Origin of the sequence: Pinisolibacter aquiterrae, from assembly GCF_019160155.1 — a bacterium.
Taxonomy (GTDB): domain Bacteria; phylum Pseudomonadota; class Alphaproteobacteria; order Rhizobiales; family Ancalomicrobiaceae; genus Pinisolibacter; species Pinisolibacter aquiterrae.
On record NZ_JAFNIH010000055.1, the window covers coordinates 16,197 to 42,559 of the forward strand.

The 26,363-nt window shown below is 67.6% G+C and carries 25 protein-coding genes; 11 read left to right on the forward strand and 14 right to left on the reverse strand.

Annotated features, from left to right (window positions below; all coding sequences use genetic code 11):
* Window positions 1-16 precede the first annotated feature (16 nt).
* From J3S89_RS20385 to rpsD, 4 genes are all read left to right on the forward strand, one after another.
* Entirely contained in the window at window positions 17-838 is an 822-nt protein-coding gene (locus J3S89_RS20385) for an RNA methyltransferase (protein WP_217930774.1), read from the forward strand.
* Window positions 839-1,051: 213 nt separating this feature from the next.
* Window positions 1,052-1,876, forward strand: coding sequence for a glutamate racemase (murI, locus tag J3S89_RS20390; RefSeq protein WP_217930777.1), 825 nt, complete (start codon window positions 1,052-1,054; stop codon window positions 1,874-1,876).
* 231 nt (window positions 1,877-2,107) lie between these two features.
* Window positions 2,108-3,154: an SEL1-like repeat protein gene (locus J3S89_RS20395; RefSeq protein ID WP_217930778.1), complete on the forward strand. Its 1,047-nt coding sequence runs from the start codon at window positions 2,108-2,110 to the stop codon at window positions 3,152-3,154.
* Window positions 3,155-3,379: 225 nt separating this feature from the next.
* On the forward strand, window positions 3,380-3,997 hold the full coding sequence (gene rpsD / locus J3S89_RS20400; protein ID WP_217930787.1) for a 30S ribosomal protein S4: 618 nt from the start codon (window positions 3,380-3,382) through the stop codon (window positions 3,995-3,997).
* A gap of 190 nt (window positions 3,998-4,187) precedes the next feature.
* Here rpsD and J3S89_RS20405 read toward each other — a convergent pair whose 3' ends face one another.
* Window positions 4,188-4,412, reverse strand: a complete 225-nt coding sequence (locus J3S89_RS20405; protein ID WP_217930789.1) for a hypothetical protein — start codon at window positions 4,410-4,412, stop codon at window positions 4,188-4,190.
* 449 nt (window positions 4,413-4,861) lie between these two features.
* On the opposite strand from J3S89_RS20405, the gene J3S89_RS20410 reads away from it, so the two are divergent.
* Window positions 4,862-5,326 (forward strand): Fur family transcriptional regulator, encoded by a 465-nt coding sequence (locus J3S89_RS20410; protein WP_217930798.1) that lies wholly within the window; start codon window positions 4,862-4,864, stop codon window positions 5,324-5,326.
* Between the two features lie 76 nt (window positions 5,327-5,402).
* On the opposite strand, the gene grxD is transcribed toward J3S89_RS20410, so the two are convergent.
* The 5 genes from grxD to purS form a co-directional block, all read right to left on the reverse strand.
* Window positions 5,403-5,729 (reverse strand): Grx4 family monothiol glutaredoxin, encoded by a 327-nt coding sequence (gene grxD / locus J3S89_RS20415; protein WP_217930801.1) that lies wholly within the window; start codon window positions 5,727-5,729, stop codon window positions 5,403-5,405.
* 80 nt (window positions 5,730-5,809) lie between these two features.
* Complete coding sequence (locus J3S89_RS20420) at window positions 5,810-6,043, reverse strand: BolA/IbaG family iron-sulfur metabolism protein (RefSeq protein WP_217930803.1); 234 nt, start codon at window positions 6,041-6,043, stop codon at window positions 5,810-5,812.
* 84 nt (window positions 6,044-6,127) lie between these two features.
* Window positions 6,128-8,347 (reverse strand): phosphoribosylformylglycinamidine synthase subunit PurL, encoded by a 2,220-nt coding sequence (purL, locus tag J3S89_RS20425; RefSeq protein WP_217930805.1) that lies wholly within the window; start codon window positions 8,345-8,347, stop codon window positions 6,128-6,130.
* Between the two features lie 59 nt (window positions 8,348-8,406).
* Window positions 8,407-9,093 carry a phosphoribosylformylglycinamidine synthase subunit PurQ gene (gene purQ, locus J3S89_RS20430; protein ID WP_217930807.1) on the reverse strand — a complete coding sequence of 229 codons (687 nt, stop codon included), beginning with the start codon at window positions 9,091-9,093 and terminating at the stop codon, window positions 8,407-8,409.
* Window positions 9,094-9,188: 95 nt separating this feature from the next.
* Window positions 9,189-9,428 carry a phosphoribosylformylglycinamidine synthase subunit PurS gene (purS, locus tag J3S89_RS20435; protein ID WP_217930809.1) on the reverse strand — a complete coding sequence of 80 codons (240 nt, stop codon included), beginning with the start codon at window positions 9,426-9,428 and terminating at the stop codon, window positions 9,189-9,191.
* Window positions 9,429-9,690: 262 nt separating this feature from the next.
* Between purS and J3S89_RS20440 the strand changes: the two genes are divergently transcribed.
* Window positions 9,691-11,007: an SAM-dependent methyltransferase gene (locus J3S89_RS20440; RefSeq protein ID WP_217930812.1), complete on the forward strand. Its 1,317-nt coding sequence runs from the start codon at window positions 9,691-9,693 to the stop codon at window positions 11,005-11,007.
* A 120-nt stretch (window positions 11,008-11,127) separates the two neighbouring features.
* Here the strand turns inward: J3S89_RS20440 and purC are convergent, their stop codons facing one another.
* Window positions 11,128-11,937 carry a phosphoribosylaminoimidazolesuccinocarboxamide synthase gene (gene purC / locus J3S89_RS20445; RefSeq protein ID WP_217930826.1) on the reverse strand — a complete coding sequence of 270 codons (810 nt, stop codon included), beginning with the start codon at window positions 11,935-11,937 and terminating at the stop codon, window positions 11,128-11,130.
* Between the two features lie 405 nt (window positions 11,938-12,342).
* On the opposite strand from purC, the gene J3S89_RS20450 reads away from it, so the two are divergent.
* Window positions 12,343-12,666, forward strand: coding sequence for a DUF1476 domain-containing protein (locus J3S89_RS20450; protein WP_217930828.1), 324 nt, complete (start codon window positions 12,343-12,345; stop codon window positions 12,664-12,666).
* A gap of 180 nt (window positions 12,667-12,846) precedes the next feature.
* Here J3S89_RS20450 and J3S89_RS20455 read toward each other — a convergent pair whose 3' ends face one another.
* Window positions 12,847-13,356, reverse strand: coding sequence for a hypothetical protein (locus J3S89_RS20455; protein WP_217930837.1), 510 nt, complete (start codon window positions 13,354-13,356; stop codon window positions 12,847-12,849).
* Complete coding sequence (locus tag J3S89_RS20460; protein WP_217930839.1) at window positions 13,353-13,925, reverse strand: hypothetical protein; 573 nt, start codon at window positions 13,923-13,925, stop codon at window positions 13,353-13,355. Before J3S89_RS20460 ends, J3S89_RS20455 begins: the two co-directional genes overlap by 4 nt.
* 723 nt (window positions 13,926-14,648) lie before the next feature.
* On the opposite strand from J3S89_RS20460, the gene J3S89_RS20465 reads away from it, so the two are divergent.
* Window positions 14,649-15,449 (forward strand): HpcH/HpaI aldolase family protein, encoded by an 801-nt coding sequence (locus J3S89_RS20465; RefSeq protein ID WP_217930841.1) that lies wholly within the window; start codon window positions 14,649-14,651, stop codon window positions 15,447-15,449.
* A gap of 622 nt (window positions 15,450-16,071) precedes the next feature.
* Here the strand turns inward: J3S89_RS20465 and J3S89_RS20470 are convergent.
* The 3 genes from J3S89_RS20470 to purB all read right to left on the reverse strand — a co-directional run bounded on the left by J3S89_RS20470 (window position 16,072) and on the right by purB (window position 19,056).
* Complete coding sequence (locus J3S89_RS20470; protein ID WP_217930843.1) at window positions 16,072-16,614, reverse strand: hypothetical protein; 543 nt, start codon at window positions 16,612-16,614, stop codon at window positions 16,072-16,074.
* Window positions 16,615-16,619: 5 nt separating this feature from the next.
* Window positions 16,620-17,558: a phage minor head protein gene (locus J3S89_RS20475; protein WP_217930845.1), complete on the reverse strand. Its 939-nt coding sequence runs from the start codon at window positions 17,556-17,558 to the stop codon at window positions 16,620-16,622.
* A 175-nt stretch (window positions 17,559-17,733) separates the two neighbouring features.
* Window positions 17,734-19,056, reverse strand: a complete 1,323-nt coding sequence (gene purB, locus J3S89_RS20480) for an adenylosuccinate lyase (RefSeq protein ID WP_217930847.1) — start codon at window positions 19,054-19,056, stop codon at window positions 17,734-17,736.
* Window positions 19,057-19,290: 234 nt separating this feature from the next.
* Here purB and J3S89_RS20485 point away from each other — a divergent pair, with 234 nt between their 5' ends.
* Complete coding sequence (locus J3S89_RS20485; protein ID WP_217930856.1) at window positions 19,291-20,538, forward strand: NAD(P)/FAD-dependent oxidoreductase; 1,248 nt, start codon at window positions 19,291-19,293, stop codon at window positions 20,536-20,538.
* Window positions 20,538-20,948 (forward strand): hypothetical protein, encoded by a 411-nt coding sequence (locus tag J3S89_RS20490; RefSeq protein ID WP_217930858.1) that lies wholly within the window; start codon window positions 20,538-20,540, stop codon window positions 20,946-20,948. Before J3S89_RS20485 ends, J3S89_RS20490 begins: the two co-directional genes overlap by 1 nt.
* Before the next feature lie 102 nt (window positions 20,949-21,050).
* Here the strand turns inward: J3S89_RS20490 and J3S89_RS20495 are convergent, their stop codons facing one another.
* Window positions 21,051-21,587: an Lrp/AsnC family transcriptional regulator gene (locus tag J3S89_RS20495; protein WP_338020055.1), complete on the reverse strand. Its 537-nt coding sequence runs from the start codon at window positions 21,585-21,587 to the stop codon at window positions 21,051-21,053.
* Window positions 21,588-21,734: 147 nt separating this feature from the next.
* On the opposite strand from J3S89_RS20495, the gene J3S89_RS20500 reads away from it, so the two are divergent.
* On the forward strand, window positions 21,735-25,241 hold the full coding sequence (locus J3S89_RS20500; protein ID WP_217930862.1) for an indolepyruvate ferredoxin oxidoreductase family protein: 3,507 nt from the start codon (window positions 21,735-21,737) through the stop codon (window positions 25,239-25,241).
* On the opposite strand, the gene J3S89_RS20505 is transcribed toward J3S89_RS20500, so the two are convergent.
* Complete coding sequence (locus J3S89_RS20505) at window positions 25,216-26,292, reverse strand: P1 family peptidase (protein ID WP_217930864.1); 1,077 nt, start codon at window positions 26,290-26,292, stop codon at window positions 25,216-25,218. The genes J3S89_RS20500 and J3S89_RS20505 overlap by 26 nt on opposite strands.
* Window positions 26,293-26,363: the final 71 nt, after the last annotated feature.

A 26,363-nucleotide genomic window follows, 5' to 3' on the forward strand; every position in this document is an offset into this window, starting at 1 on the left:
GTGCCGGAGAGAGGTGATGACGGACGTCCAGGGCGCCATGGTCGATGGCGAGGCGGTTCGACCGCCGGTGATCGTGCTGGTCGAGACGCAGATGGGTGAGAACATCGGCGCGGCGGCGCGGGCGATGGCGAATTTCGGGCTGAGAGAGCTGCGTCTCGTCAAGCCGCGCGACGGCTGGCCCAACGAGAAGGCGCGGGCGGCGGCCTCGCGCGGCGACGCGATCATCGACGACGTGCGACTCTACGACACGCTCGCCGAGGCCATTTCCGATCTCGAGCTGGTCTTCGCCACGACGGCGCGGCCGCACGACATCGCCAAGGAGGTGGAGAGCCCGGCGGTCGCGGCCCACTCGCTGATGCAGGCGGCGCGGACCGGGGCGGCGACGGGGCTCGTCTTCGGGCGCGAGAAGTGGGGGCTCACCTCCGACGAGGTCGGCCTGTGCGATCGCATCGTCACCATTCCCGTCGATCCGGTCTTCGCCTCGCTCAACATCGCCCAGGCGGTGATGGTCAACGTCTACGAATGGCGGCGTCAGGTGTTGGGCGACGCCAGTTGGACGCCCTTCGGAGAGAAGGAACGCTCGCCGCAGGCCAGCAAGGGCGACGTCTTCGCCTTCTTCGAGCATCTCGAGGGCGCGCTCGACGCGGTGGAGTTCTTCCGGCCCGAGTCGAAGCGCCAGCACATGATCCGCAATCTCAGGCAGATCTTCCAGAAGGCGCGGCTCTCCGAGCAGGAGGTGCGCACGCTGCGCGGCGTCATCGCGGCGCTGGAGCGGCGGCCGACCCGGCTCGATCAGGCGCGCGCCGAGCTGGAGAGACGCGAACGCGACGAGGAGTGATCCGAAAACGGGACGGAAGCCGTTCTTTCGTCTTCATTTTCCGTCAATCTTTCCTCAACCTCGCCTTAACCACGCTCGGCTAGAACTCGTCTCGGGGCCGGGCGAAAGAAGGTTCTGCGTCGCGCCCGCGCCCCGCCTCTCTCCCGCATCGTCGCGGGACGAGACGCAACCGGACCCGCACGGCGACGCCGAGCCTGTCGTCCGGATGCCTCGATGAACGCTCCCGCGTCCTCCGCCCTTCCCGCGATCACCGTCACCGGCCGGTCCCCGCGCGTCCTGGTCTTCGACAGCGGCGTCGGGGGCCTGTCGGTCCTGCGCGAGATCCGCGCGGCGCGGCCGGACGCCGATCTGATCTATGTGGCGGACGACGCCGGCTTTCCCTACGGCGATTGGGAGGAGGCGGCGTTGACGGCGCGGATCGTCGCGCTCGCCGACGATCTCGTCGCCGCCCATGCGCCGGATCTCTTCGTGGTGGCCTGCAACACGGCGGCGACGCTGGTGCTGCCGTCGTTGCGCATGCGCCATTCGCTTCCCTTCGTCGGCACCGTGCCGGCGATCAAGCCGGCGGCGGCCTCGACCAGGTCCGGGATGATCTCGGTGCTGGCGACGCCGGGGACAGTGAAGCGCGACTATACCCATGCCCTGATCGACACCTACGCCAGCCACGTCGATGTGACGCTGGTCGGCTCGACCCGGCTGGCGCGGCTGGCGGAGGCCTTCATGGCGGGGGAGGCGATCGCCGACGCCGCCGTCGCGGCGGAGATCCGGCCCTGTTTCAAGCGGCGCAAGGGCAAGCGCACCGACCGGGTGGTGCTCGCCTGCACCCATTATCCGTTTCTCCTCGAGCACTTCCGCCGGTTGGCGCCGTGGGAGGTCGAATGGATCGATCCGGCGCCGGCGATCGCGCGGCGGGTGGTGGCCCTGATCGGCCCGGCCGAGGGCCGGGTCGGGCGGGGACGGGCGATCTTCACCTCGGGACGGGCGCCGGCGGCGCCTCTCGCGCGCTTCATGGCCGAGTTCGGGCTCGAAACCGCCTGAAGGCCCGTCTCGAAGGACCGGCCGGGTCGGCCCCTCGATCCGTTCGGAAGCGACATTCGCGCATAAGTAGTCGAAATGCCGCTCCGACCTCGAGATTTCTTAAAGCCTTCGGTTGTACTCCCCTCTGGAATTCTTCAATGACGAAGTGGTGCGGGCATGTCGCGATCGGGATTCTCCGTGCTCGTAGGGCTCGTGTTCACCGCGGGTTTCGTCGGAACGGCGCTGTATCAGATGCCGTCCGATGGCCGGTCGATCCGTGCCCTGCTCGTCCCCAAGGTCGAGTGCGACGCGGCGGAGGATCTCTGCCGCAAGCGTCTGCGTGCTCAGGCTCAGCTCTATTTCGGCGCCGATGATTCCGGCTCTGCGGTGAACGTGTTGCGTCCTCTGGCTCTGGCCGGCGATGCCGTGGCGGCGTTTCAACTGGGGTGGCATCACGAAGAGGTCTATCGGGCCGGCGTCGGCCGACGGCTGGAGGCCGGGTCCACGTTGCCCGAGGTGAGGGTCCATGGCCCGGACGCGTTGCCCGAGGGCGAGGCCTTCGAGGCGCTGATCGAGGCCCGCTCGGCTCCGGCCGACGCGAAGGAGGCCCTCGACGCCGCTCGCGCCCTGGCGCTCCTGTGGTACGCGCAGGCCGCGCGCAAGGGGTTCGCGCCGGCCGCCAACAATCTCGGCTCGATGTATCAGTTCGGCCTTCTGGGGCGACGCGACGAGGTCGCCGCGCGCCGGTGGTATCTCGTCGCCTACGACGCCGGATCCCCGGTCGCGGCCTATAATCTCGAGCGGCTGCGGATCATGGGCTACCAGGATCGCGCGATCGAATGCACCGAACGGGCGGGGGGCGGATGGCTGCCGTTGGTTCGGGCGCCGAACCGCGACGACATGTTCGACGACGTCCTGATGCACACGCGCTTTCGCGGGCGAGGCGTCAGCCGCGCCATGAGGGATCTTCTGGCGACGCAGGTGAGTCGTTTCGTCTCGCCGCAGGCGTGGGCCGACGAGATCACCGCGCCGCCGCGCACTCCCGGCCTCTGGACGGGTCTGGTCGACGAGGTGAAATACGGCGAGCCGAAGTGGGACTTCGACGACGAGGATCCCGCCGCCGGGCAGAAGCCCCTGCCGACCTTCGAGGAGGCGCGCGCCGCGAGCGTCGCTCGGGATCTGCGGACGGGCGATTGTTCCGGCGCGCGCCCGGATCCGCGGTCCCGCCGCGTTCAGGCGATGCAGGTGGAGATGGAGGAGCAACTGCAGGAGATCGCGGCGAAGCGGTCGGCGCATTGAGGCGCCGATGGCGCGCATGCGGTTGACTCCGACCCGCGTGGCGCCTATAGCCGTCGCAGCTTCGCGGGCCTCGACGGTCCGCGAAGTCATTTCACGTGCACCCGTGGATCCCCCCGAACGCTCGGAGGCGGAACCTGTCGGCGCCCCCGGGCGCAGAGGAGGGCGCGCTCTCGAAGAAACGAGCGGACGGGAAACCGTTTCCGCGCCAACCAACGTGAGACCGCGATGTCGAAGCGTCATTCTGCGAAATTCAAGATCGACCGCCGCATGGGCCAGAACATCTGGGGCCGCGGCAAGTCCCCGGTCGCCAAGCGCGAGTACGGTCCCGGCCAGCACGGCCAGCGCCGCAAGGGCAAGCTCTCGGACTTCGGCGTTCAGCTGAAGGCCAAGCAGAAGCTCAAGGGCTACTACGGCAACATCTCCGAGAAGCAGTTCAAGCGCACCTATCAGGAAGCGATGCGTCTGAAGGGCGACTCGTCGGAGAACCTGATCGGCCTGCTCGAGCGCCGTCTCGACGCGGTGGTCTATCGCGCCAAGTTCGTGCCGACCGTGTTCGCCTCGCGCCAGTTCATCAACCACGGCCACGTCAAGGTGAACGGCCGTCGTGTGAACGTGGCGTCCTATCGCTGCAAGGTCGGCGACGTCATCGAGGTCAAGGAGAGCTCCAAGCAGCTCGCCCTGGTGCTCGAGGCCGTCCAGTCGGGCGAGCGCGACACGCCGGAGTACATCGAGGTCGATCACAACAAGATGGTCGCCAAGTTCCAGCGCATCCCGTCGCTCTCCGACGTGCCCTATCCGGTGCAGATGGAGCCGAACCTGGTCGTCGAATTCTATTCGCGCTGATCGGTTCGAAGACGAGACATGCGAAGGCCGCCGAAGCGATTCGGCGGCCTTCGTCGTTTCATGGGGGCTTTCGTCGTTTCACGCCGGCCGTGTCGTCCGCGAGGCGATGGCCACGGCTCAACGAGGCCGGACCCGTGGGTTCGACCTCGTCGTCTGTCAGCGATCGGCTCTCAGAAGACCGTCGGTGCGATCAGGCGCAGCGGCAGGGTCGCGTCCACGGCCGCACGGCGGCGAGTCGGACGGCGTGATCGCGCAGGAAACTCTCGACGTTTTCTCGACGCAGTTGGTCGGAACGGAATACGAGGTCCATCATCGGATCGGAGAGGAGTTCCGTCAGCGTCGGCTCGATGCAGGGATCGGTCCAGTCGCGCAGATCCGCGACGGTCTCGGGGGTGTAGGATGCACTCCGTCCCATGGCTCTTCTCCTCTCGCGGTCGGCGAGCATTTCGCTCCCGACGTCCTCGCGAATTCTCCTTCCGATGTCGATTGCCGCGTCCCTCGACGGGGCGGGGCGGTGCGTTCGAGTGAATGGACGCCCTGCGACTAGACCAGCCTCGTGACGACCGTGTGACGGAGGTCATGGTTCGAGGGGGACTGCCGGTAGGCGGTTATGCCGAGAGGGAACCGAAGGATGCCAGCGACCACGCTCTCGACGTCTTCGAGGATGTCATCCTTTCGTCTGGCAGACAACGGAAATCATTGCACACGATTGCGTGTACGCGGAACGTGGTTTCTCGGAGACGATCCCGGCGAGACGAGGATTCCGGGGTGCGACGCGCGGCGCTCGAGGGCTGACGGCGGCGGCGCGATGGCCTATGGTCGGGGCGGCGCCCATGGAGGGCGCGGGATACGCCGGAGAGTGAGATGGCGCGACCTCGGTCGGCGACCGACGATGCGGTCTTCACGGTGCTCACCGAGGCGGCGACGCCGATGAGCGCCTATCAGGTCCTGGACCGGCTGCGGCCGGAAGGCATCCAGTCGCCGCCGGTGGTCTATCGCGCGCTGGAGCGGCTGGAGAAGGCCGGGCGCATTCATCGTCTCGAGGGGCTCAACGCCTATTTCGCCTGTTGTGGCCGGGATCATGCCAAGGGCACGGTCTTCGCCGTCTGCACCCGCTGCAAGCGGGTCGAGGAATGGTCGGGCGAGGGGATCGACGCGCTGATCGGCGCGGAGGCGGCGCGATCCGGCTTCGCCGTCAGCGGGCGGACGATCGAGGTGCGGGGTCTCTGCGCGGCCTGTCGCGGCGAGGCGGTGGAGGAGGAGACCCGCGGTCTCCACAGCCACGGCCCGGGCTGCGGCTGCGGGCACGGCCACGAACACGAACACTGACGGTGTCGTCGCGACGAATCGAAAAGGCCGGGGATCGCTCCCCGGCCTTTCGTCGTCTCGCGGCAGTCGCGCCCGATCAGGCGGCGACGAGGCCCTTGTCCTTGAGGAGCGCCTGGAGCTCGCCCGCCTGGAACATCTCGCGGGTGATGTCGGCGCCGCCGATGAACTCGCCCTTGACGTAGAGCTGGGGGAAGGTCGGCCAGTTGGAGTAGTCCTTGACGCCCTGACGCAGCTCGTCGGATTCCAGGATGTTGACGCCCTTGAAGGGCACGCCGAGGTGGTTGAGGATCTGGACGCACTGGCCCGAGAAGCCGCACTGCGGCATCTTCGGGGTGCCCTTCATGAAGAGCAGCACGTCGTTGGACTTCACTTCGGCGTCGATGGCGGCCTGAATATCGGACATCGGTTCTTCCCTCTCTCATGACCCGGCTTCAAGGACCGGCGGTGGAACTGGTTCGATCGAATTCCTGGATGATCAGGGGATCAGGCGGGCACGCGGGTGGTGAGCGCCAGCGCGTGCAGCGGCCCGGCGAGGGCCTCCTTGAGCGCGGCGTTGACCATCTGATGCTGCTGGACGCGCGACTTCCCCACGAAGGAGGCGGAGATCACCTCGGCCGCCCAATGATCGCCGTCGCCGGCGAGGTCGGTGATGGTCACCTGGGCCTCGGGGAAGGCGTCCTTGATCAGCTTCTCGATTTCGCCTGCGGTCATCGCCATGCTCGTCCCACTCCCTTTCGCGGCACTTCCGACATCTTGTCGGAATTGTCGGTCGTCGTCGCGCCCCTGTCGAGTGCCCCCTTCTCAGGCGGCACTCATGTAGGAGGGCATCCAAGATTCATGCCGCTCACGTAGGTCGGCGACGGCGACCGTCAAGTGGCCTGGGATCACGAGTTCGGAGCCGCCGACCGCGCCGATCGCCGTCGCGGCGACACCGGCCATGGCGGCGTCGACGATCAGCCTGGAGGCTTCGATCGGCGAGGCGGTGAGGACGTAGCGGGCCTGATCCTCGCCGAAGAGGAAGGCGTGCAGCGGCACCTCGGTTTCGGGCAGGAGCAGGCGCGCGCCCTTGCCGCCGGCCATGGCCATCTCGGCCAAGGCCACCAGAAGGCCGCCGTCGGAGAGGTCATGGGCGGCGGTGACGCGGCCGGCGATCACGCAGTCGCGGACGAAGTCGCCGGTCTTCTTCTCGAGGGCGAGATCGACCGGGGGCGGGGCGCCCTCCTCGCGGCCATACAATTCATAGAGATAGGAGGATTGACCCATCCAGCCGGTGGTCTCGCCGACGAGCAGGATGACGTCCTCGGAGTTCGCGAAGGCGACGCCGACGGTCTTCTCCACGTCGTCCATCAGGCCGACCGCGCCGATCGCCGGGGTCGGCAGGATCGCCTCGCCGTTGGTCTCGTTGTAGAGCGAGACGTTGCCGGAGACGATCGGCATGTCGAGCGCGAGGCAGGCCTCGCCGATGCCCTTCAGCGCCATCACGAACTGGCCCATGATCTCGGGACGCTCGGGATTGCCGAAGTTGAGGTTGTCGGTGACGGCGATCGGCAGCGCGCCGACGGCCGACAGGTTGCGCCAGCTCTCGGCGATCGCCTGCTTGCCGCCCTCGTAAGGATCGGCCTCGACGTAGCGCGGCGTGACGTCGCAGGTGAAGCCGAGGCCCTTGGCGGTGCCGCCGTTCGGGCGCTCGACCCTGACCACGGCGGCGTCGCCGCCCGGGCGCTGGACGGTGTTGCCCTGGATCAGGTGGTCGTACTGCTCCCACACCCAGCGGCGCGAGGAGAGGTTCGGCGAGCCGAGCAGATCGAGCAGCGCCTTGGCGTAATTCGCGGGCGCCGGCACGTCGGCGACGTCGAGCACCGGCTGTTTCGCCGGCTCGACCCAGGGGCGATCGTATTCGGGGGCCTGATCGCCGAGCTCCTTGATCGGCAGGTCGGCCATGACCTCGCCGTGGTGCTTGACGACGAAGCGCAGCGTGTCGGTGGTGTAGCCGACGATGGCGAAGTCGAGGCCCCACTTGCGGAAGATCGCCTCGGCCTGTTCCTCGAGATGGGGGTGGAGGACCATGAGCATGCGCTCCTGGCTCTCCGACAGCATCATCTCGTAGGCGGTCATGTTGGGTTCGCGGGTCGGCACCATGTCGAGGTTCAGCTCGAGGCCGAGGTTGCCCTTGGCGCCCATCTCGACGGCGGAACAGGTGAGGCCGGCGGCGCCCATGTCCTGAATGGCGATGACGGCGCCGGAGGCCATCAGCTCCAGCGAGGCCTCGAGCAGCAGCTTCTCGGCGAAGGGGTCGCCGACCTGGACGGTCGGGCGCTTCTCGGCCGAGTTCTCGTCGAATTCGGCCGAGGCCATGGTGGCGCCGCCCATGCCGTCGCGGCCGGTCTTGGAGCCGAGATAGACCACGGGCATGCCGACGCCCTTGGCTTCCGACAGGAAGATCTCATCCGATTTGAGAAGACCCGCCGCGAAGGCATTGACGAGACAGTTGCCGTTGTAGCGGCGGTGGAAGTTCACCTCGCCGCCGACGGTCGGCACGCCGAAGGAATTGCCGTAGCCGCCGACACCCGCCACCACGCCGGAGACGACGTGGTGGGTCTTGGGGTGGGTCGGCTCGCCGAAGCGCAGCGCGTTCATCGCGGCGATCGGGCGCGCGCCCATGGTGAAGACGTCGCGCAGGATGCCGCCGACGCCCGTGGTCGCGCCCTGATAGGGCTCGATGTAGGAGGGATGGTTGTGGCTCTCCATCTTGAAGACCACGGCCTGACCGTCGCCGATGTCGACCACGCCGGCGTTCTCACCGGGGCCGATCAGGACGCGCTCGCCCTTGGTGGGGAGCTGCTTCAGCCACTTCTTCGAGGACTTGTAGGAACAGTGCTCGTTCCACATGGCGGAGAAGATGCCGAGTTCGGTCAGCGTCGGCTCGCGGCCGATCAGATCGAGGATCCGCTGGTACTCGTCCGGCTTGAGACCGTGTTCCTTGACCAGTTCGGGGGTGATCTTGATGTCGTTGGGGATCATCGGGGGCCTCGTGAGGCTCGGGCGCGCGGGCGCCGAAAAGGGGCGGAAACGGTCGGCCGTCAGGCGACCCGGGCGAGGCTCTCGAACAGGCCGCGGCCGTCGATGCCGCCCTGGAGGGCCTCGATCAGGTTCTCCGGATGCGGCATCATGCCGAGGACGTTGCCGCGCTCGTTGAGAATGCCGGCGATCGAGTGGATCGAGCCGTTCGGGTTGGCGGCGTCGGTCGTCTCGCCGGCCTCGTCGCAGTAGCGGAAGGCGACCCGGCCCTCGCCCTCGAGGCGGGCGAGCGTCTCGGCGTCGGCGAAATAGTTGCCCTCGCCGTGGGCGATCGGACAGCGGATCACCTGACCGGGCGCATAGGCGGAGGTGAAGGCGGTCGAGGCGTTGTCGACGCGGAGCCGTACCTCCTTGCAGACGAACTTCAGCGAAGCGTTGCGCATCAGCGCGCCGGGCAGAAGGCCGATCTCGGTGACGATCTGGAAGCCGTTGCAGATGCCGAGCACGTAGCCGCCGCGGTCGGCGTGACGGCGCACCGCCTCGATGATCGGCGAGCGGGCGGCGATGGCGCCGCAGCGCAGATAGTCGCCGTAGGAGAAGCCGCCGGGGATGGCGACCACGTCGACGTCGGGCAGCTCGGTCTCGGTGTGCCAGACCATGTGCGGGGCGACGCCGGAGACCTCATGGAAGGCGCGGGCGAGATCGCGTTCGCGATTGATGCCGGGGAAGACGAGGACGGCGGACTTCATGGGGCGGATCCTGTCCGGCGCGGCGGGCGCGCTCAAAGAGAGGGGAAGGGACCGGGCGGAGAGACGGGGCGGCCGCGAGGAGCCGCGCCCACGCCTCAGATCAGCTCGATCCGGTAGTTCTCGATCACGGTGTTGGCGAGGAGCTTCTCGCACATGTCCTTCAGGTCGGCCTCGGCCTGGACGCGGTCGTGGCCGGAGAGCTCGAGCTCGATGAGCTTGCCCTGGCGGACGTCGTCGACGCCGGCGAAGCCCAGGCTCTTCAGCGCGCCCTGGATGGCCTTGCCCTGGGGATCGAGAACGCCGTTCTTCAAGGTGACGGTGACGCGGGCTTTCATGGGGGCATCCTCGGCTGGTCGGCAGACACGAAAAGAGTGTGGCACGAACGGGAGAGCGGCCTTCGGGGCATGCCCGCCGGCCGGCTCTCGTCATGGGATCCGCGCGTACCACGAGGGGGCGGGAGGGGCAAGCCGGAGCTTGGCCGGAGGCCCCTTCGCTGCGGATTTCCGCCATTCCCGGTTGGCAGACGTCGACGGCACTTGTAGAACCGACCCGGCCCGTCGACCGGCGCGGTCGTGGCGATCGAGCGAGAGGTGGAAAATGGCGCGCGACAGACGGATCGAAGCGGCGAAACGGATCGTCGCGGAGGTCGCGACCCGACTCGACGCCGACCTGTCGGTCGAGCTGTGGAACGGCGAGGTGGTGCCGCTCGGTACGAAGGCGCGCGACGACATCCGCGTGCGCATCTCGAGCCCGGACGTGATCCGGCGGCTCCTGCTCTCGCCGGCGCTGATGACGGTCTTCGCGCTCCATGCCTCCGGCGACATCGACATCATCGGCGGAACCCCGCTCGAGGCGGCGCAGCGCTGGGATCACATGCGGGCGCTCGGCGTCGTGCGCGGGCTCAGCAAGGTCTGGCTCGCCCGGAACCTGTTGCCGTTCCTCTTCGGCCGGCGCGACAGCGGCGGGTTCGCCGCCTCGGACGCCTTCGACACCCGAGGGATCGCCGCAAAGCCCGAGGCGGGGCGCAACGACATGGAGCTGATCCAGTTCCACTACGACGTCTCGAACGCCTTCTACGGCCTCTTCCTCGATCCGGAGATGGTCTATTCCTCGGCCTATTTCCAGGACGACGACACCACGCTCGAGGAAGCGCAGCTCCACAAGCTCGACATGATCTGCCGCAAGCTGCGGCTGAAGCCGGGCCAGCACCTGCTCGACATCGGCTGCGGCTGGGGTGGCCTGATCTGCCACGCGGTCACGAACTACGGCGTCACCGCGCACGGCGTCACCCTCTCGAAGGCGCAGTTCGACTTCGTGACCGAGAAGCTCGCCCGGCTCGGCATCGCCGACAAGGTGACGCTCGAGCTCAAGGACTATCGCGAGATCGACGCCGAGGAGGCCTATGACGCGATCGCCCAGATCGAGATGTTCGAGCATCTCGGGCTCGACAATCACGACCGCCACTTCGAGCACATGCGCCGGCTCCTGAAGACGCGCGGCCTCTATCTGCATCAGGCCTCGGTGCGGCGGGCGACCCGGGATCTCTCGCAGTTCCGCAAGCAGACCAGCTACATGAAGTTCATCAACACCTGCATCTTCCCGGGTGGCGAACTCGATCACATCGGTCTCACGGTGACCAATCTCGAGCGGCTCGGCTTCGAGGTCCACGACGTGGAGAATTGGCGCGAGCATTTCGCCAAGACCTGCCGTCTGTGGAGCGAGCGGCTCGCGGCCAATCGCGAGGCGGCGGTCGCCGAGGTCGGCGCGGCCAAGACCCGTCTGTGGCTCGCCTATTTCGCGATGACGGCGCTCGGCTTCCATCGCGGGCCGATCCTGGTCTACCAGACGCTCGCCTCCAAGCGGCGCTCGGGCCTCTCCGGCCTGCCGTGGACGCGCAAGGATCTCTATCGCTGAGGTCTTCCTGGCGCGGCGAGGCGTAAACGAAGACGGCCGGCCCCTGGGGGCCGGCCGTTCTGTTTTCGATGGACGTCGCGCCGTGGAGGCTCACGCCTCATTTCGCGCGAGGAGGCGGACTCACGCTTCCGGGGCCGGCGTGACCGGGGCCGGGCCGGTGTTGGCCGGGCCGTTGTCGTTGAGGATGCCGAGGCGACGGGCGACTTCCTGATAGGCCTCGAGCATGCCGCCGAGATCGCGACGGAAGCGATCCTTGTCGAGCTTGTCGCCGGAGGACTGGTCCCACAGGCGGCAGTTGTCGGGCGAGATCTCGTCGGCGAGGACGATGCGCATCATGTCGCCTTCCCAGAGGCGGCCGAACTCGAGCTTGAAGTCGACGAGGCGGATGCCGACGCCGAGGAACAGGCCGCTGAGGAAGTCGTTGACGCGGATGGCGAGCGCCATGATGTCGTCGATGTCCTGGGGGCTCGCCCAGCCGAAGGCCGTGATGTGCTCTTCCGAGACCATCGGGTCGTTGAGCTCGTCGTTCTTGTAATAGAACTCGATGATCGAACGCGGCAGCTGGGTGCCCTCGGGGATGCCGAGGCGGGTCGACAGCGAGCCGGCCGAGACGTTGCGCACCACCACCTCGAGCGGGATGATCTCGACTTCACGGATCAGCTGCTCGCGCATGTTGAGGCGCTTGATGAAGTGCGTGGGGACGCCGAGCGCGTTCAGTTGATTGAACACGAACTCGGAGATCCGGTTGTTGAGGACGCCCTTGCCGTCGATGATCGCGTGCTTCTTGGCGTTGAACGCGGTCGCGTCGTCCTTGAAGTGTTGGATGAGCGTTCCCGGCTCCGGGCCCTCGTAGAGGATCTTGGCCTTGCCTTCGTAGATGCGACGCCGACGATTCATGGGTACGTACCGTGACTTGAAGAGAAAATCCATTGGGCCGAAGGCCTCCGGTCGAAACCGTCGCCTCGCGGCGGCGGTACTTCTCCCACCCGGGATGGGCATCCGAGGGGGGAGGGGACGGCGGGACGGCGATCGCTCCCTCTCGTCGCGCCGTTCGGGTGTGGGATCCCGGCGGGCGCCAGACTTGGGTCGAAGAACGAAGCGCGGGACCGAGAGGGAATCGCCTCTCGCACCCGCGCGCACCGCCGGCACCCTAGCCGAAACGCCGACCCGGCTCAATGTGGACGAAAGACAGCCCACCGACGGGCACTCGGACATCGTTCCGACGGATCGTCGGTCGAACGTCGCGTTGATTTGGCCGACGCCGGGGGCTATTCATTCAGCCGTTCGCGGATCCCATATAGGATCCAGTCCCGGATTTCCAGGAGAATCGAAGACATGACGACCTTCGACAAGCGTGAAGATGCCTTCGAGAAGAAGTTCGCCCACGACGAAGAGCTTCAGTTCAAGGCCGCCGCGCGACGCAACAAGCTCCTGGGCCTGTGGGCGGCGGAGAAGATGGGGATCGCCGGCGACGCGGCCGCCGACTACGCCAAGACCGTGGTCGAGGCGGATCTCGCCGAGGCCGGCGACGCCGACGTGCTCGCCAAGGTTCTCGCCGATCTGAAGGCGGCGGGCGCCGAGCAGTCCGAGCATCAGATCCGCCGCACCATGGACGAGCTGATGGTGACGGCGATCGAGCAGATCAAGTCCGCCGGCTGATCGCGAGCGATCGGACGGGTCTTCGGGAGGCGCGCGTGCCCTGAGGGTCCGCGCGCTTCTTCGTGTTCGGATCGTGGTGGGGGCTCTCGGGACGACGCGGTGGAGATCCGCGCGCGACGCGTCGGGCGCGGGCGGGGCGTCGGCCGCTCGGGGTATCGGTCGGTCGGGGAGAGCGGCCGGTCAGGGGGAGTGGGGACGCGAACGAGGCTTCTCGTCGGGCTCTGCCCGCTGCCAATCGAATTCAGGGTATCTCAAGAGAAGTTCCGCGCCGAGGTAACTCCCGAAGTATCCCAGGCATCTCCCATCGTCCCCGTTCAATCCGCTCTCGCGCAGCACGTCCTTATGAGCTCTGTCGTCGCCCCGGGTCGGTGGCGCGTCTTCGCCCAGCCAGACGAAGCTGCCCGACCTCACGGTGGTTCCTTCGATGGCTTTTCGATCGAAACAAACGTCATCGACATCGCGGACCAAGAGTTCGCCGTCCCAGGACCGAAGCAGATCGATGCGTGACCATTTCTTCCAATCGAAGACACGAACGAGGACCGCTCCCTTTGGAAGCATATAGTATTGATCAAACGGGATGAGAACGTTTATCGTGGGGTAGATGACGCAGAAAGCCGCGAAGAACTCGAGCGTGATCCGAGTTTTACGCATCCATTTTGGTTCAGGGTCGGACGGGATGGCCGATTTCATCTATAGTTTCCCGACTTGTAAGCGCTTGATTCTGGATCTCTAAAAACATCGGCTCGAAACGAGGCTGTCCAGTCTTCGACGATCTCATAGCGCGTGCCGCCGACCTCGGAAATGAAGCGGAAGATGCTGGATACGTCCTCGACATCGACCTTCTCGGAAAAACCAGGGGGTAGTGGCGCCACTCCCGATACGGCGTAAGCAACTCGTATCAAGTCTACCAGCCGCCAAAAAGACAACGGATTCGCCTCGAGCCAAGCAGAAAGCCGTCGCAGATCCAGCGGGTCGGTGAAGACGTCTCTGAAATGGAACTCGGACTCTCCTTCGATCGAGAGCATGTCTCCTCGCTGTACGGCCGTTCCTTCGAAAGCTCCGTGGACACTCGAATACCCGTGGGAGAACGCCACGTCGCCGAAGTCGTAGGCCCTGCCGAAATCGACATGCGCGTTCCCTGAAGACGAGTTCCGTGCCTTTTCGGCAATCTGATCCGACAGTCGACGGAAGGCGCCTTCGGTAGCCGTCTCGTAGGCGTAGACTTCTGCGATGTCGCGGAGATGTCCGATCTCACTCAATGTGACCGGGCGTCCACCACCCGTGAAGAAGTGCCAGACGAAATCGCTGTCGTCCCAGCGCTCATAAGACGATGCGAGACCGGTGGTAAACGTGTGATACGCGAATTCCGTTTCGCCGGGGCGATAAGGGATCGCCTCGCAGCGGCAATTCGGTTCATCGCCGGGGTTCCCGGTCTCGGGCGGTTGGTCCCAAGAGAAAATGCGGCCGTCGTTCCCCGATGGGACGGCCGCACCTTCGCGTCGCGGCGGGTGCGCCAGACGTAACGGTCGGTCCTCTGCTCGTCCTTGCGTTCAAGCGAGAACACGAGGGGCGTTCCGAAGCGCAGGTATCGGTCGAAGCGCAGGCGGTAGGCGTCGGTTCGGGTCGTGATCATGGCGGGGTCTCTCGATGAGTTTTCGCCTTCGATCATCACCCCGTTTCGGCGACGGGGACGGGGTAGGGACATGTCCCCGGGAGGAGGGGCGCTTCCGGGGCTCGCCGGTCGGCCGGATCTTTGCTCGCCCGGTTCGGGTGCGCGGGCGCCTGCGACCACCACGACCGGGGCGGGCGGTTGATCTCGGCGGCGTCTCGGTTCATTCAGGGGCGCGCGCGGCGACGTGCGCGCGCCTTTTCGTTCGGTTCGGGGCCTCGGGGTCCGAACCTTCCCCGCGCGGACAGGGGCCTCGTTCGAGGTTCGTCCCGTCGAGCGGCGCGATCTTCGCGCTTCAACCGAGGAGACTTTCATGAACGCGACCGCAGGGCGGACGACCGCCTTCGATCTGGCCGGGCGTCTGCGCGCCGGTGCCACGGTGCAGGCCGGTTGGATGGGGATCGGCGATCCCATCTTCGCGGAAATCGTCGCGCGCTCGGGCTTCGACGCGATCGTCCTCGACATGCAGCACGGCATGTTCGGCCCGGCCTCGCTCGCCGGCTCGATCGGCGCGGCGGCGGGCGCGGGCAAGCCGGTCGCGGTGCGGGTGCCGGTCGGCGACATGGCGATGGCCAGCCGCGCGCTCGACATGGGCGCCGCCGCGGTGATCGCGCCGATGATCGACACCGTCGAGCAGGCGCGCGCCTTCGTCGACGCGATGAAGTTCGCGCCGCTCGGCCGCCGCTCGTGGGGACCGGGGCGGGCGATGATGCTGTCCGGCGAGAGCGTCGCCCAGCGCTATCTCACCACCGCCAATCGCGACACGCTGGCGCTGGCGATGATCGAGACCCGCGAGGGGCTCGACGCGGTCGAGGACATTCTGGCGGTGCCGGGCATCGACGGCGTCTTCGTCGGGCCGAACGACCTCTCCATCGCGCTCTCGGGCGGCGATCGGGTCGATCCGCATTCGACCCTGGTCGATCTGGCGCTGACCCGCATCGTCGAGGCGGCCAAGGGCGCCGGCAAGATCGCCGGCATCTTCGGCGGCGCGCCGGAACGGGTGAAGATCGTCCGCCAGTTCGGCTTCACCTTCGTCTCGATCGGCCACGACACCGCCTATGTGAAGGCCGGCATCGAGGCGATGATCGCGGCGGCGGGCGTGACGACCGGGTGACGCGCATTCGACGTGTCCGCCGTTCCGAGGTGTGGGCGGCGGAACACGGCTTCTGGTCCGGCTTCGACGCCGGCGGCTGCGAAACCCGCTCGGGATGACGGAGGATCAGGTCTCCGCCGACGTAGCCACCGGACAGACCTGAGCCACCCGGAGAATTCCGCATCAAACTCGAGTTCCGCGCTCGCGGCAGGTATTCCGGGCTCTCAGAGGTCAGGACTTTCTCTTCGCCCTTGGTCCAAAGGAAGGAAATGGTGCGGGAGACGCTTCCGTCGGCGCTTCGGATCGAATTGGTGAAACCGTCGATCGTGGTCTCGTCCCAGCAGATCATGTCGATGTCACGGACGAGCAGAGGGCCGTCGCGGGAGGCGTAGAGATCGGCGCGGGGATGGAGGTTCCAGTCGAAGGCGCGGGCGACGACCGCGCCGTTCGGCAGTTCGACGGTCATGGTCGCAAAGGTCAGGAGAACGACGGTCCAGTTGAGCATGAGGACCGCGACGACGAGGCCGACGAGGCCGAGGAGCCCGAGCCCGAACCAGCGCAGGCCGCGCAGAATCACCTTCGTCACGGTCTTCGGCATGGTGCGCGCTCGCAGCTTCTCGGGAGGTCCGCTCCCTGTCGGCGATCAGGGTGGAGGGCGGCCGGTCGATGTCGATTGTCCTTGGGTGCGGAGGTTCGCGCGGGGTTTCTGGTTCGGCTTCGCGCGTTGCCAATCGAATTCCGAACTGAACAGGAGGAGTTCCGCGCCGAGGTGGCTCCCGAAATAGCCGACGCAGCTCTCGCCGGGTGGGTCCAGGCCGCTCGCCCGCTCCACGTCGTCATAGTTCGCGTCCCCTCCTCTGATCAGAGGTGCGTCTCCTCCCAGCCAGACGAAGCTGCCGGACCTCACGGTGGTTCCTTTGATGGCTCTTCGATCGAAACAAACGTCATAGACATCGCGGACCAAGAGTTCGCCGTCCCAGGTTCGAAGCAGGTCGATGCGAGACCAGTTTTCCCAGTCGAAGACACGATCGAGGACCGCGCCATTCGGAAACATATAGTAGTCATCGAACCGACTGAGAACGATCAGCGTGGGGTATATGACGCAGAATGCGGCGACGTACCCGATCGTAATCTGGGTACGACGCATCCATTTTGGTTTCGTCTCGGTTGGGTCGGTCGGCTTCATCTTTATTATTTTATTTTATAATCACTTAAGTTTTGATTTCGAAAGATATCGGCGCGGAACGAGGCCGTCCAGTCGTCGACGATCTTATAACGTGTGCCGCCCAGTTCGGAAATGAAACGGAAGATGCTGGATACGTCCTCGACATCGACCTTCTTGTAAAAACCAGGGGGTAGTGGCGCCACTCCCGATACGGCGTAAGCAACTCGTATCAAGTCCACCAGCCGCCAAAAAGACAATGGATTCGCCTTGAGCCAAGCCGAAAACTGTCGCAGATCCAGCGGGTCGGTGAAGACGTCTCTGAAATGAAACTCGGTCTCTCCTTCGATCGAGAGCATGTCTCCTCGTTGTACGGCCGTTCCATCGAAATCTCCGTAGACCCGCGAGCGCCCATGAGAGAATGCCACGTCGCCGAAGTCGTAGGTATTGTCGAAATGGACGTGCACGCTCCCTGAAGGTGATTTTCGTGCCTCATCGGCGATCTGATCCGACAGTCGACGGAAGGCGCCTTCCGTACCCGTCTCGTAGGCGTAGACTTCGGCGATGTCGCGGAGTTGTCCGATTTCACTCAACGTGACCGAGTGTCCCCCACCCGTGAAGAAGTGCCAGACGAAATCGCTGTCTTCCCATCGTTTGTAGGACGATGCGAGACCGGTCGTGAAGGTGTGGTACGCGAATTCCGTTTCGCCGGGGCGATAGGGGATCGCCTCGCAACGGCAGTTCGCCGCCTCGCCGGGGTGTCCCGTCGTGGGTGGGGCGGACCACGCGAAGATTTGACCGTCGTTGGCGCGATGGGTCCAACGTACTTTCGCGTCCTGCCGGGTGCGCCAGACGTAACGCTCTGTCGTGGGATCGTTCTTGCGCTCGAGGGGCAGGTCGATCGGCGTACCGAAGCGCAGGTATCTGTCGAAACGGAGGCGGTAGAGATCGGCGCGATGCAGGGTCATGGGGCGCGAAGTCCTCAATGGGATCTTCGTCGAGGATACGGCCGTTTCGAATGGCGAGATCAAAGTACGATTTGTCCCCACCGACCCGAAACCGATCTCGCGGACTTCGGTCACGAGAGAGCCCAGCCGGATCGCTCCGACGGGGCTTTTTCATATCCTCGGATTTCGCCGGCGTTCAGCCGAAGACGCGGGCGAAGATCGTGTCGACGTGTTTCAGGTGATAGCCGAGGTCGAACTTCTCGCGGATCTCGGCCTCCGACAGCGCCTTGCGCACGTCGGCGTCGGACAGCAGTTCCTCGAGGAAGTCGACGGTGGCGGCGCCGGTCTTCTGGTAGCTGTCCCAGACCTTCATGGCGTTGCGCTGGACGAGGCGATAGGCGTCCTCGCGGCTGACGCCGGCCTGGGTCAGCGCCAGGAGGATGCGCTGGGAATGCACGAGGCCGCCGAGGCGGTTCATGTTGCCTTCCATGCGCTCCGGATAGACGACGAGCTTCTCGATCACCCCGGCGAGACGATGGAGCGCGAAGTCGAGCGTCACGGTGGCGTCGGGGCCGATCATGCGCTCGACCGAGGAGTGGGAGATGTCGCGCTCGTGCCAGAGCGCCACGTTCTCGAGCGCCGGCACGACCATGCCGCGCACCAGACGGGCGAGGCCGGTCAGGTTCTCGGTCAGAACCGGGTTGCGCTTGTGCGGCATCGCCGAGGAACCCTTCTGGCCGGGCGAGAAATATTCCTCCGCCTCCAGCACCTCGGTGCGCTGGAGATGGCGGATCTCGATCGCCAGACGTTCGATCGACGAGGCGACGACGCCGAGGGTGGCGAAGAACATGGCGTGGCGATCGCGCGGGATCACCTGGGTCGAGACCGGCTCGACGGTGAGGCCCATCTTCGCGGCGACATGGGCCTCGACGCGCGGGTCGATGTTGGCGAAGGTGCCGACCGCGCCGGAGATGGCGCAAGTGGCGATCTCGGCGCGCGCGGCGACGAGACGGGCGCGGTTGCGCTGGAACTCGACGTAGGCCTCGGCGAGCTTGAGGCCGAAGGTGACCGGCTCGGCGTGGATGCCGTGGCTGCGGCCGATGGTGGCGGTGTGCTTGTGCTCCATCGCCCGGGTCTTCAGCGCGGCGAGCAGGCGGTCGACGCCACTGATCAGGAGATCGGAGGCGCGCGCGAGCTGGACCGACAGGCAGGTGTCGAGCACGTCCGACGAGGTCATGCCCTGGTGGACGAAGCGGGCCGAGGGGCCGACGATTTCGGCGAGGTGGGTGAGGAAGGCGATGACGTCGTGCTTGGTCACCGCCTCGATCTCGTCGATGCGGGCGACGTCGAAGGTGGCGTCCTTCGCCTTCGCCCAGATCTCTTCCGCCGCCTCCTTCGGCACCACGCCGAGATCGGCGAGCGCGTCGGTGGCGTGCGCCTCGATCTCGAACCAGATGCGGAAACGGGACTGCGGCTCCCAGATGGCGGTCATCTCGGGACGCGAATAGCGCGGGATCATGGGACACCTCGAAGGTCGGAAACGGGCACGGGCCGCGCGGGGGCTCGCGGCTCGCACTTATCAGACCCGGCGCCCGCGCTCAACGCGGCGGTGCGAAATGCGCTATCTATCGAGTCGATCGGAGGGGCCGCGCCTCGGGCGGCGGCTCCTCGCGAGCGAGACGGCGACGCGCGGACCGTGCGGACGAGGCGATGAAGGCGCGCGGGGCACGCGCGCCGAGCGACGAGGCGACGAATGACCACAGACGTGATCGTGCTGGGGGCCGGAATGGTCGGCACTTCGGCGGCCCTGCAATTGGCGGAGCGCGGTCGCCGCGTGACCCTGGTCGACCGGCGCGGCATCGGCGAGGAGACCAGTTTCGGCAATGCCGGGGTGATCGAGCGCGAGGGGCTGGTGCCGGTCGGCATCCCGCGCGATCTCGTCCGTCTCTTCCGCTACGCGCTCAATCTGGCGCCGGAGGTGAACTACCATCCCTCGTTCCTGCCGAAGATCGCGCCCTGGCTGTGGCGCCTGTTCGAGGCGACCGATCGCGCGGGGATCGAGGCCTATGCGCGCGCCATCGATACGCTCGGGCGCTTCGCCATTCCCGAGCATCGCCGGCTCGCGGCGACGGCGGGGGTCTCCGATCAGTTTCGCGAGACCGGCTGGGTCCGGGTCTATCGCACCGCATCGGGGCTCGCCCGCGACGCCGATCTGCACGAGCTGGCGACGCGGTTCGGGATCGAGTATCGCCGGCTCGATCCGGAGGCGCTCCGGGCGCTCGAACCGGATCTGAAGCCGGTTCTCCATGCCGGCGTGCTCTGGCCGGAGACGCAGACGGTGGCGTGGCCGGAGGCGGTCACCAAGGCCTATGGCGAGCGGTTCCAGGCGCTCGGCGGCACGTTCGCGCGGGGCGACGCGCGGTCGCTGCGGAGGGTGGGGGAGACCTGGGTGGTCTCCACCGAGGCCGGCGAGGTCGCCGCGCCGACGGTCGTGGTGGCGCTCGGGCCGTGGTCCAACGATCTCCTCGATCGCTTCCGGCTGAGCTTCCCCTTCGCGGTCAAACGTGGATACCACATGCATTTCGGCGCCCTGCGGGGGGCGCGGTTGTCGCGGCCGATCGTCGACGTGGAGAGGGGCTATTGCCTGACGCCGATGGCGCGAGGGCTCCGCCTCACCACCGGCGTCGAATTCGCCGATCGCGACGCCGATCCGACCCCGCGCCAGCTCGAGCAGTTGAAGCCGATCGCGCGCGGCCTGTTTCCGCTCGGGGCCGAGCTCGATCCCGAGCCGTGGCTCGGGCGCCGGCCGGCGTTGCCGGACGCGCTGCCGATCATCGGGCCGGCGCCGGGGGTGCCGGACATGTGGCTCGATTTCGGACACGGCCATCTCGGCTTCACCCAGGGGCCGATTTCGGGCAGGCTGATCGCCGAGGCGATCACCGGGGAGCCGACCCTGGTCGATCTGACGCCGTTTCGGGCGGAGCGGTTCGGGAGGCGCTGATGGCGGACGAGGAGCGGAAGCGGCCGGGGCTGTTCGCGTCGCCGTCGTCGACGCCCGGCGAGCGGCGGCCGTTTCCCTCCGCGTCGAGCCGCGCCGTTCCGGTGGCGATGACGCTGATCGGGGCGGCGATCATCATGGTCACCCAGGCGGTGCAACGCGGGCTCATCGTCGGCGTCGAGGTGTCGTCGCCGGCCTATGTGGTCGGCGGGGTGCTGATCGTCCTCGGGGTGATGGGCATCGGCCGGCGCGAGGAGGCGCCGCCGGAGCTGCCGTCGGCGCGGAACAAGAGCGGGCCGATCGCGGAATCCGGCCGCGAACCGGGCGATCCCGACGAAGTGGAGGTGCTGCGCGAGACGCTGCGGCAGATCCAAGAGGGGCGCGCTCGCCAGCGCGAGGACGGCCGGCGCTGATCGGCGCGAAGTACCAGCGACGTGGGGGACCACCGACGCGAGGGACCGGCGGGAGGCGAAGGCCGCCGCCGGTCGGGTCTCGCGCGGCGGGATCCGAGCGGGTCAGGTCTCGCGCAAGGGCAGGGCGGGCGTGTCCTTCACCGTGGCGACGACGATGTGGGACTGGACGTCGGTGACCAGATTGTTGTCGAGCAACTTCATCCGCAGGAAGGTGTCATAGGCCTTCATGTCCTCGGCGACGACCTTGATCAGATAGTCGACCGCGCCGGTGACGCGTTCGCAGGTGATCACCTCCGGCCACAGGCGCACCATGCGGTCGAATTCGGTCATGTTGTCGAGCGAGGGGACGCCGAGCTTGACGAAGGTGTAGACGACGAATTCCAGCCCCACCGCCTCGCGATCGACGAGGGCGGCGATCTGTTTGATGATGCCCGCATCCTTCATGCGCTTGATGCGGCGCCAGCACGGGGTCTGACTCATCCCGGCTTCCTTGGCGACGTCGGCAATGGCCAGAGAAGCGTCGCGCTGCAGGATCCTGAGGATTCGCACGTCATGCGGATCTAGGAGAATCTTTTCTGCCATCCCGTCTCTCTTGGAAGAAACAAGTCTGAAATCCCGTGAGGGCAGGCAAGTTAGCATGAATGTCGACAATGAGAAGGTGTATTCTGGTGGCTCGACGAAACTCCTGTCGACACCGCGGAAATCCCCGGCCTCCCAGGGAAAAGCGACGCATCAGACGTCGTGAGGGACCGGGGCGCGGCGTCGCCTGGGTCGAGGAGGACGCCCATGAACGACCAGACCCTGCCGCCGGGGACGCGGCCGATTCGGCTTTCGGACAAATACGAGCGTGATCGGGGGCGGGTCTATCTGACCGGCATCCAGGCGCTGGTGCGCCTTCCCCTCGACCGGATCCGGCTCGACCGGCGGGCGGGTCTGAAGACCGCCGGCTTCATCTCCGGCTACCGCGGCTCGCCGCTCGCCGGCTACGATCAGCAGCTGATCGCAGCGGCGGCGGACCTCGCCGCCCACGACGTGCACTTCACGCCCGGCGTCAACGAGGAACTGGCGGCGACCGCCGTATGGGGATCGCAGAAGACGATCGGTTCGGGGGCGGGATCGGATCGCGACGGGGTGTTCGGCCTCTGGTACGGCAAGGCGCCGGGGGTGGACCGGGCCTCGGACGTGTTCAAACACGCCAATGCCTCGGGCACCGCCCGCCACGGCGGCGTGTTGGCGATCGCCGGCGACGATCATCTCGCCAAGTCCTCCACGGTCGCCTGTCAATCCGAGTTTCAATTCGCCGATTGCGAGATCCCGGTCCTCAATCCGGCCGATCTCCAGGACGTGGTCGACTACGGCCTGATGGGTCTCGAGATGTCGCGTTTCTCGGGCCTGTGGGTGGCGATGATCGCCCTCGCCGACACGATGGATTCCTCCGGCGTGGTCGACGTCTCGCTCGGCCGCCATGCCTTCCGCCGGCCGCGCGAGGAGTTCGATCCGCGCGCGCGGGCCGACGTCGACCGGCCGATGCTGCTCCGGCACCGGCTCGACAACGAGGTCTCGGTCCGCGAGATCCGGATCCCGGCGGCGCGGGCCTTCGCGCGCGCCAACGGCATCGACGGGCTCGCCTTCGGCACCGGCCGGGCACGGATCGGCTTCGTCGCCACCGGCAAGGCCTATCGCGATCTACGCCAGGCCTTCGATCTCCTCGGCATCGACGAGGCGCGGGCGCGCACCCTCGGGGTCGCGATCTACAAGGTCGGCATGAGCTGGCCGCTCGAGCCGATCGGCCTTTCCGCCTTCGCGCGCGGGCTCGAGCGCCTCGTCGTGGTCGAGCACAAGCGCGCGCTGATGGAGCCGCAGATCAAGGACCTCGCCTATCATTGGCCGGAGCATCAGCGTCCGGCGGTCTGGGGCAAGACGACGCCGACCGGCGAGCCGTTCTTCGGGGCGGTGCGCGAACTCGCGGCCTCCGACATCGTGCCGGCGCTGATGGCGGTGATCCCCGGGCTCGGCGAGGACGAGGGCGTGCGGCGCGCGGCCGACGGGCTGGTGGCGCAGGCGATGTGGGCGGTGGGCCACGGGGCGGACGCGCGGCGTTCGCCCTTCTTCTGCGCGGGCTGCCCGCACAACACCTCGACCAAGACGCCGGAGGGCGCGCGCTCGATGGCGGGGATCGGCTGTCACGCCATGACCGAACTCGCCGAGCGCACCACCGATGGGCTGACGGCGATGGGCGGCGAGGGCGTGCCCTGGGTCGGGCAGGCACCGTTCTCGCGGGACGGGCACGTCTTCGCCAATCTCGGCGACGGCACTTGGTTCCACTCCGGTTCGCTGGCGATCCGCCAGTCGGTGGTGGCCAAGGTGAACATCACCTACAAGATCCTCTTCAACGACGCAGTCGCCATGACCGGCGGGCAGAAGGTCGACGGCGGCATGCTCACCGTCGAGCGCATCACCCGGTCGCTGGAGGCGGAGGGTGTTGCCAAGATCGTGGTGGTGGCCGACGATCCCACTCGGCACATCGGCTCGCCCGATCTGGCGGCCGGCGTCACGGTGCGGCCGCGCGGTGATCTCCTGGTGGTCGAGCGGGAATTGGCGGCGACGCCGGGCGTCACGGCGCTCGTCTACGATCAGACCTGCGCGGCGGAGAAGCGGCGGCGGCGCAAGCGCGGCACGATGATCGATCCGCCCAAGCGGATCTTCGTCAACGAGCGGGTCTGCGAGGACTGCGGCGATTGTTCGAAACAGTCGAACTGCATCGCGGTGGAGCCGATCGAGACCGCGTTCGGGCGCAAGCGGCGGATCAATCAGGCGACCTGCAACAAGGATTTCTCCTGCGAGACCGGGTTCTGCCCGTCCTTCGTCGAGGTGATCGGCGGCCATCTGAAACGCGAGGGGCGCAAGATCGATCCGGCCGCGCTGGTCGAGGGGCTGGCGCCGCCGGTCCGGGCGCGCCTCGAGCGGCCGCTCAATCTCCTGATCGCCGGCATCGGCGGCATGGGGGTGACCACGGCGGCGGCGGTTCTGGCGATGGCCGCCCATGTCGACGGGCTCGACGTGACCACGCTCGACATGACCGGCCTCGCCCAGAAGGGCGGGCCGGTGACCAGTCACGTCCGCTTCTCCACCTTCGCCAGGCCGATCGAGGGGCCGCGCGTGCCGACCGCCTCGCTCGACGTGCTGATCGCCTCGGACATGTTGGTGGCGGCGGGAGCGGAGGTGTTGGCGATGGCGGCGCCGGGCCGGACCGCGACCTTCGCCGACGGCGATCTCCAGCCGACGGCGGAATTCGTGTTGCGGCAGACCCAGTCCTTCAAGGCGGAGCGGCTGGCGGCGGCGCTCGGCGAGGCCTCGGCGAGCCTCGCCCATTGGCCGGCCGGGGCGATCGCCGAGAAGCTCTTCGGCGACACGCTCGCGGTCAACATGATCCTGATCGGCGCGGCGCTCCAATCGGGGCGGCTGCCGATGTCGCTCACGGCGCTCGAGACGGCGGTTCGCCTCAACGGGGCGTCGGTGGACGGCAATCTCGCGGCGATCGCGCTCGGGCGCGCCCTGGTCGCGGCGCCGGAGCGGGTCGCCGCCCTGGTGACGCCGCGCGCGGCGATCGACATCGAGGCGGTGCCGCTCGCCGAGCGCATCGACTTTCTCGCCGAGGCGCTCGTCGGATGGGGCGGCCGGCGGGTGGCGGCGGACTATCGCACGGCGGTCGAATCGGTTCGCAAGGCGGCGACGGCGGCGGGATCTGGGGCCGAGCGCCTGACCCGCATCGTCGCCGAGCAACTCTACCGGCTGACCGCGATCAAGGACGAATGGGAGGTGGCGCGGCTCCATGCCGATCCCGCCTTCGTGGCGCGGCTCGCCGAGACCTTCGAGGGCGCGCGCGAGATCCGCACCCTGCTCGCCCCGCCGTTCCTGGCGCGGCGCGATCCGGCGACGGGGCGGCCGATGAAGGTCGCCTTCGGGCCGTGGATCCGGCCGGTCTTGAAGACGATGGCGGCGCTGAAGGGCTTGCGTGGCAGCCTGCTCGATCCCTTCGCCCGCACCGCCGAGCGGCGCGAGGAGCGGGCCTTGCGCGATCTCTATCGCGACGACCTCCGGCGGATCGCGCGGCGGCTCGCGGCCGGGGAGGGCGAGGCCGAGGCGCTCGCCGCCTTCGCCGCGTGGCCGCGCGAGGTGCGCGGCTACGGGCCGATCAAGGAGGCGTCGATGGCGGCGGCGCGCGAGCGACGCGCCGCGCTGCTGGCGCGGCTCGAGGCGGGCGCGGTCACGCCGGCTCTGGCGGCGGAGTGACGCCGGGTTCGGCCGATGCGGACGCCGCGTCCGCGTCGGCCTCGGGGGCCCAGCGTTCGGCCCAGCTCGGCACCTTGGACCAGTTCTTGGAACTGGCGCCGTGGACGCCGCGGGCGATGGCGCGGGCGGTGACGCTCACCGCGGCGATGCCGAGGGCGACCATGTCGGCGAGCGGATCGTCGAGGGGCTTGTCGCCGGTCGCCATCGTGAAGACGAGATCGCCGTCGAGCGGCGTGTGGGCGGGCCACAGGGCGCGGGCGAAGCCGTCGTGGGCCTGGACCGCGAGACGCTTGGCCTGAGCCTTGGTGAGGGTCGCGTCGGTGGCGACGATGGCGAGCGTGGTGGCGGCGCCGGAGGTCGGCACCGCGCCCTTGAGGCGGGGCGTCGCCGCGTCCTCGGGCCAGGGATGGGGCAGGCCGAGGCCGCCGAATTCGCCGTCGATCTCGAAGGGGGCGGCCCAGAAATGCGGTCCGTCGCCGACGGTGGCGGAGCCGACCGCGTTGACCGCGACCATCGCCGCGACGATGTGGCCCGACGGCAGGACGATCGAGGCGGTGCCGAGGCCGCCCATCAGGGTCGCGGTGGTGGCGCCGAAGCCGACGCCGGTCGAGCCGCAGTCGAAGGGCTCGCGGTTCGCGTCCTCGGCGGCGGTCCAGCCGAGATTGCGATAGGGCGGGAAGCGGCCCCAATCCTTGTCGCCACCGTTCATAAGGTCGAACAGGATCGCCGCCGGGACGATCGGCACGCGCACGTCGCCGACGCGGAAGCCGCGCCCCTGCTCGGTCATGTAGGCCATCACGCCGGAAGGGGCACCGAGGCCATAGGCCGAGCCGCCGGCGAGAACGATCGCGTCGATCCGCTCGATGGTCTCCTCGGGGGAGAGCAGCTCGGTGTCGCGGGTGCCCGGCGCGCCGCCCATGACGTGGACGGAGGCGACCGCCGGTCGGTCGGGGATGACCACCGAGACGCCGGAGGCGAGGCGGTGGTCGACGGCGTGGCCGACGGTGAGGCCGGCGACGTCGAGGATGGAATTCAGGGGGCCGGGACGCATCGTGGCGTTTCTCCTCTCGGGTCGGGCGGACGTGGCGAGGATACGCCACGAAAACGAAACCGTCGCGAGGG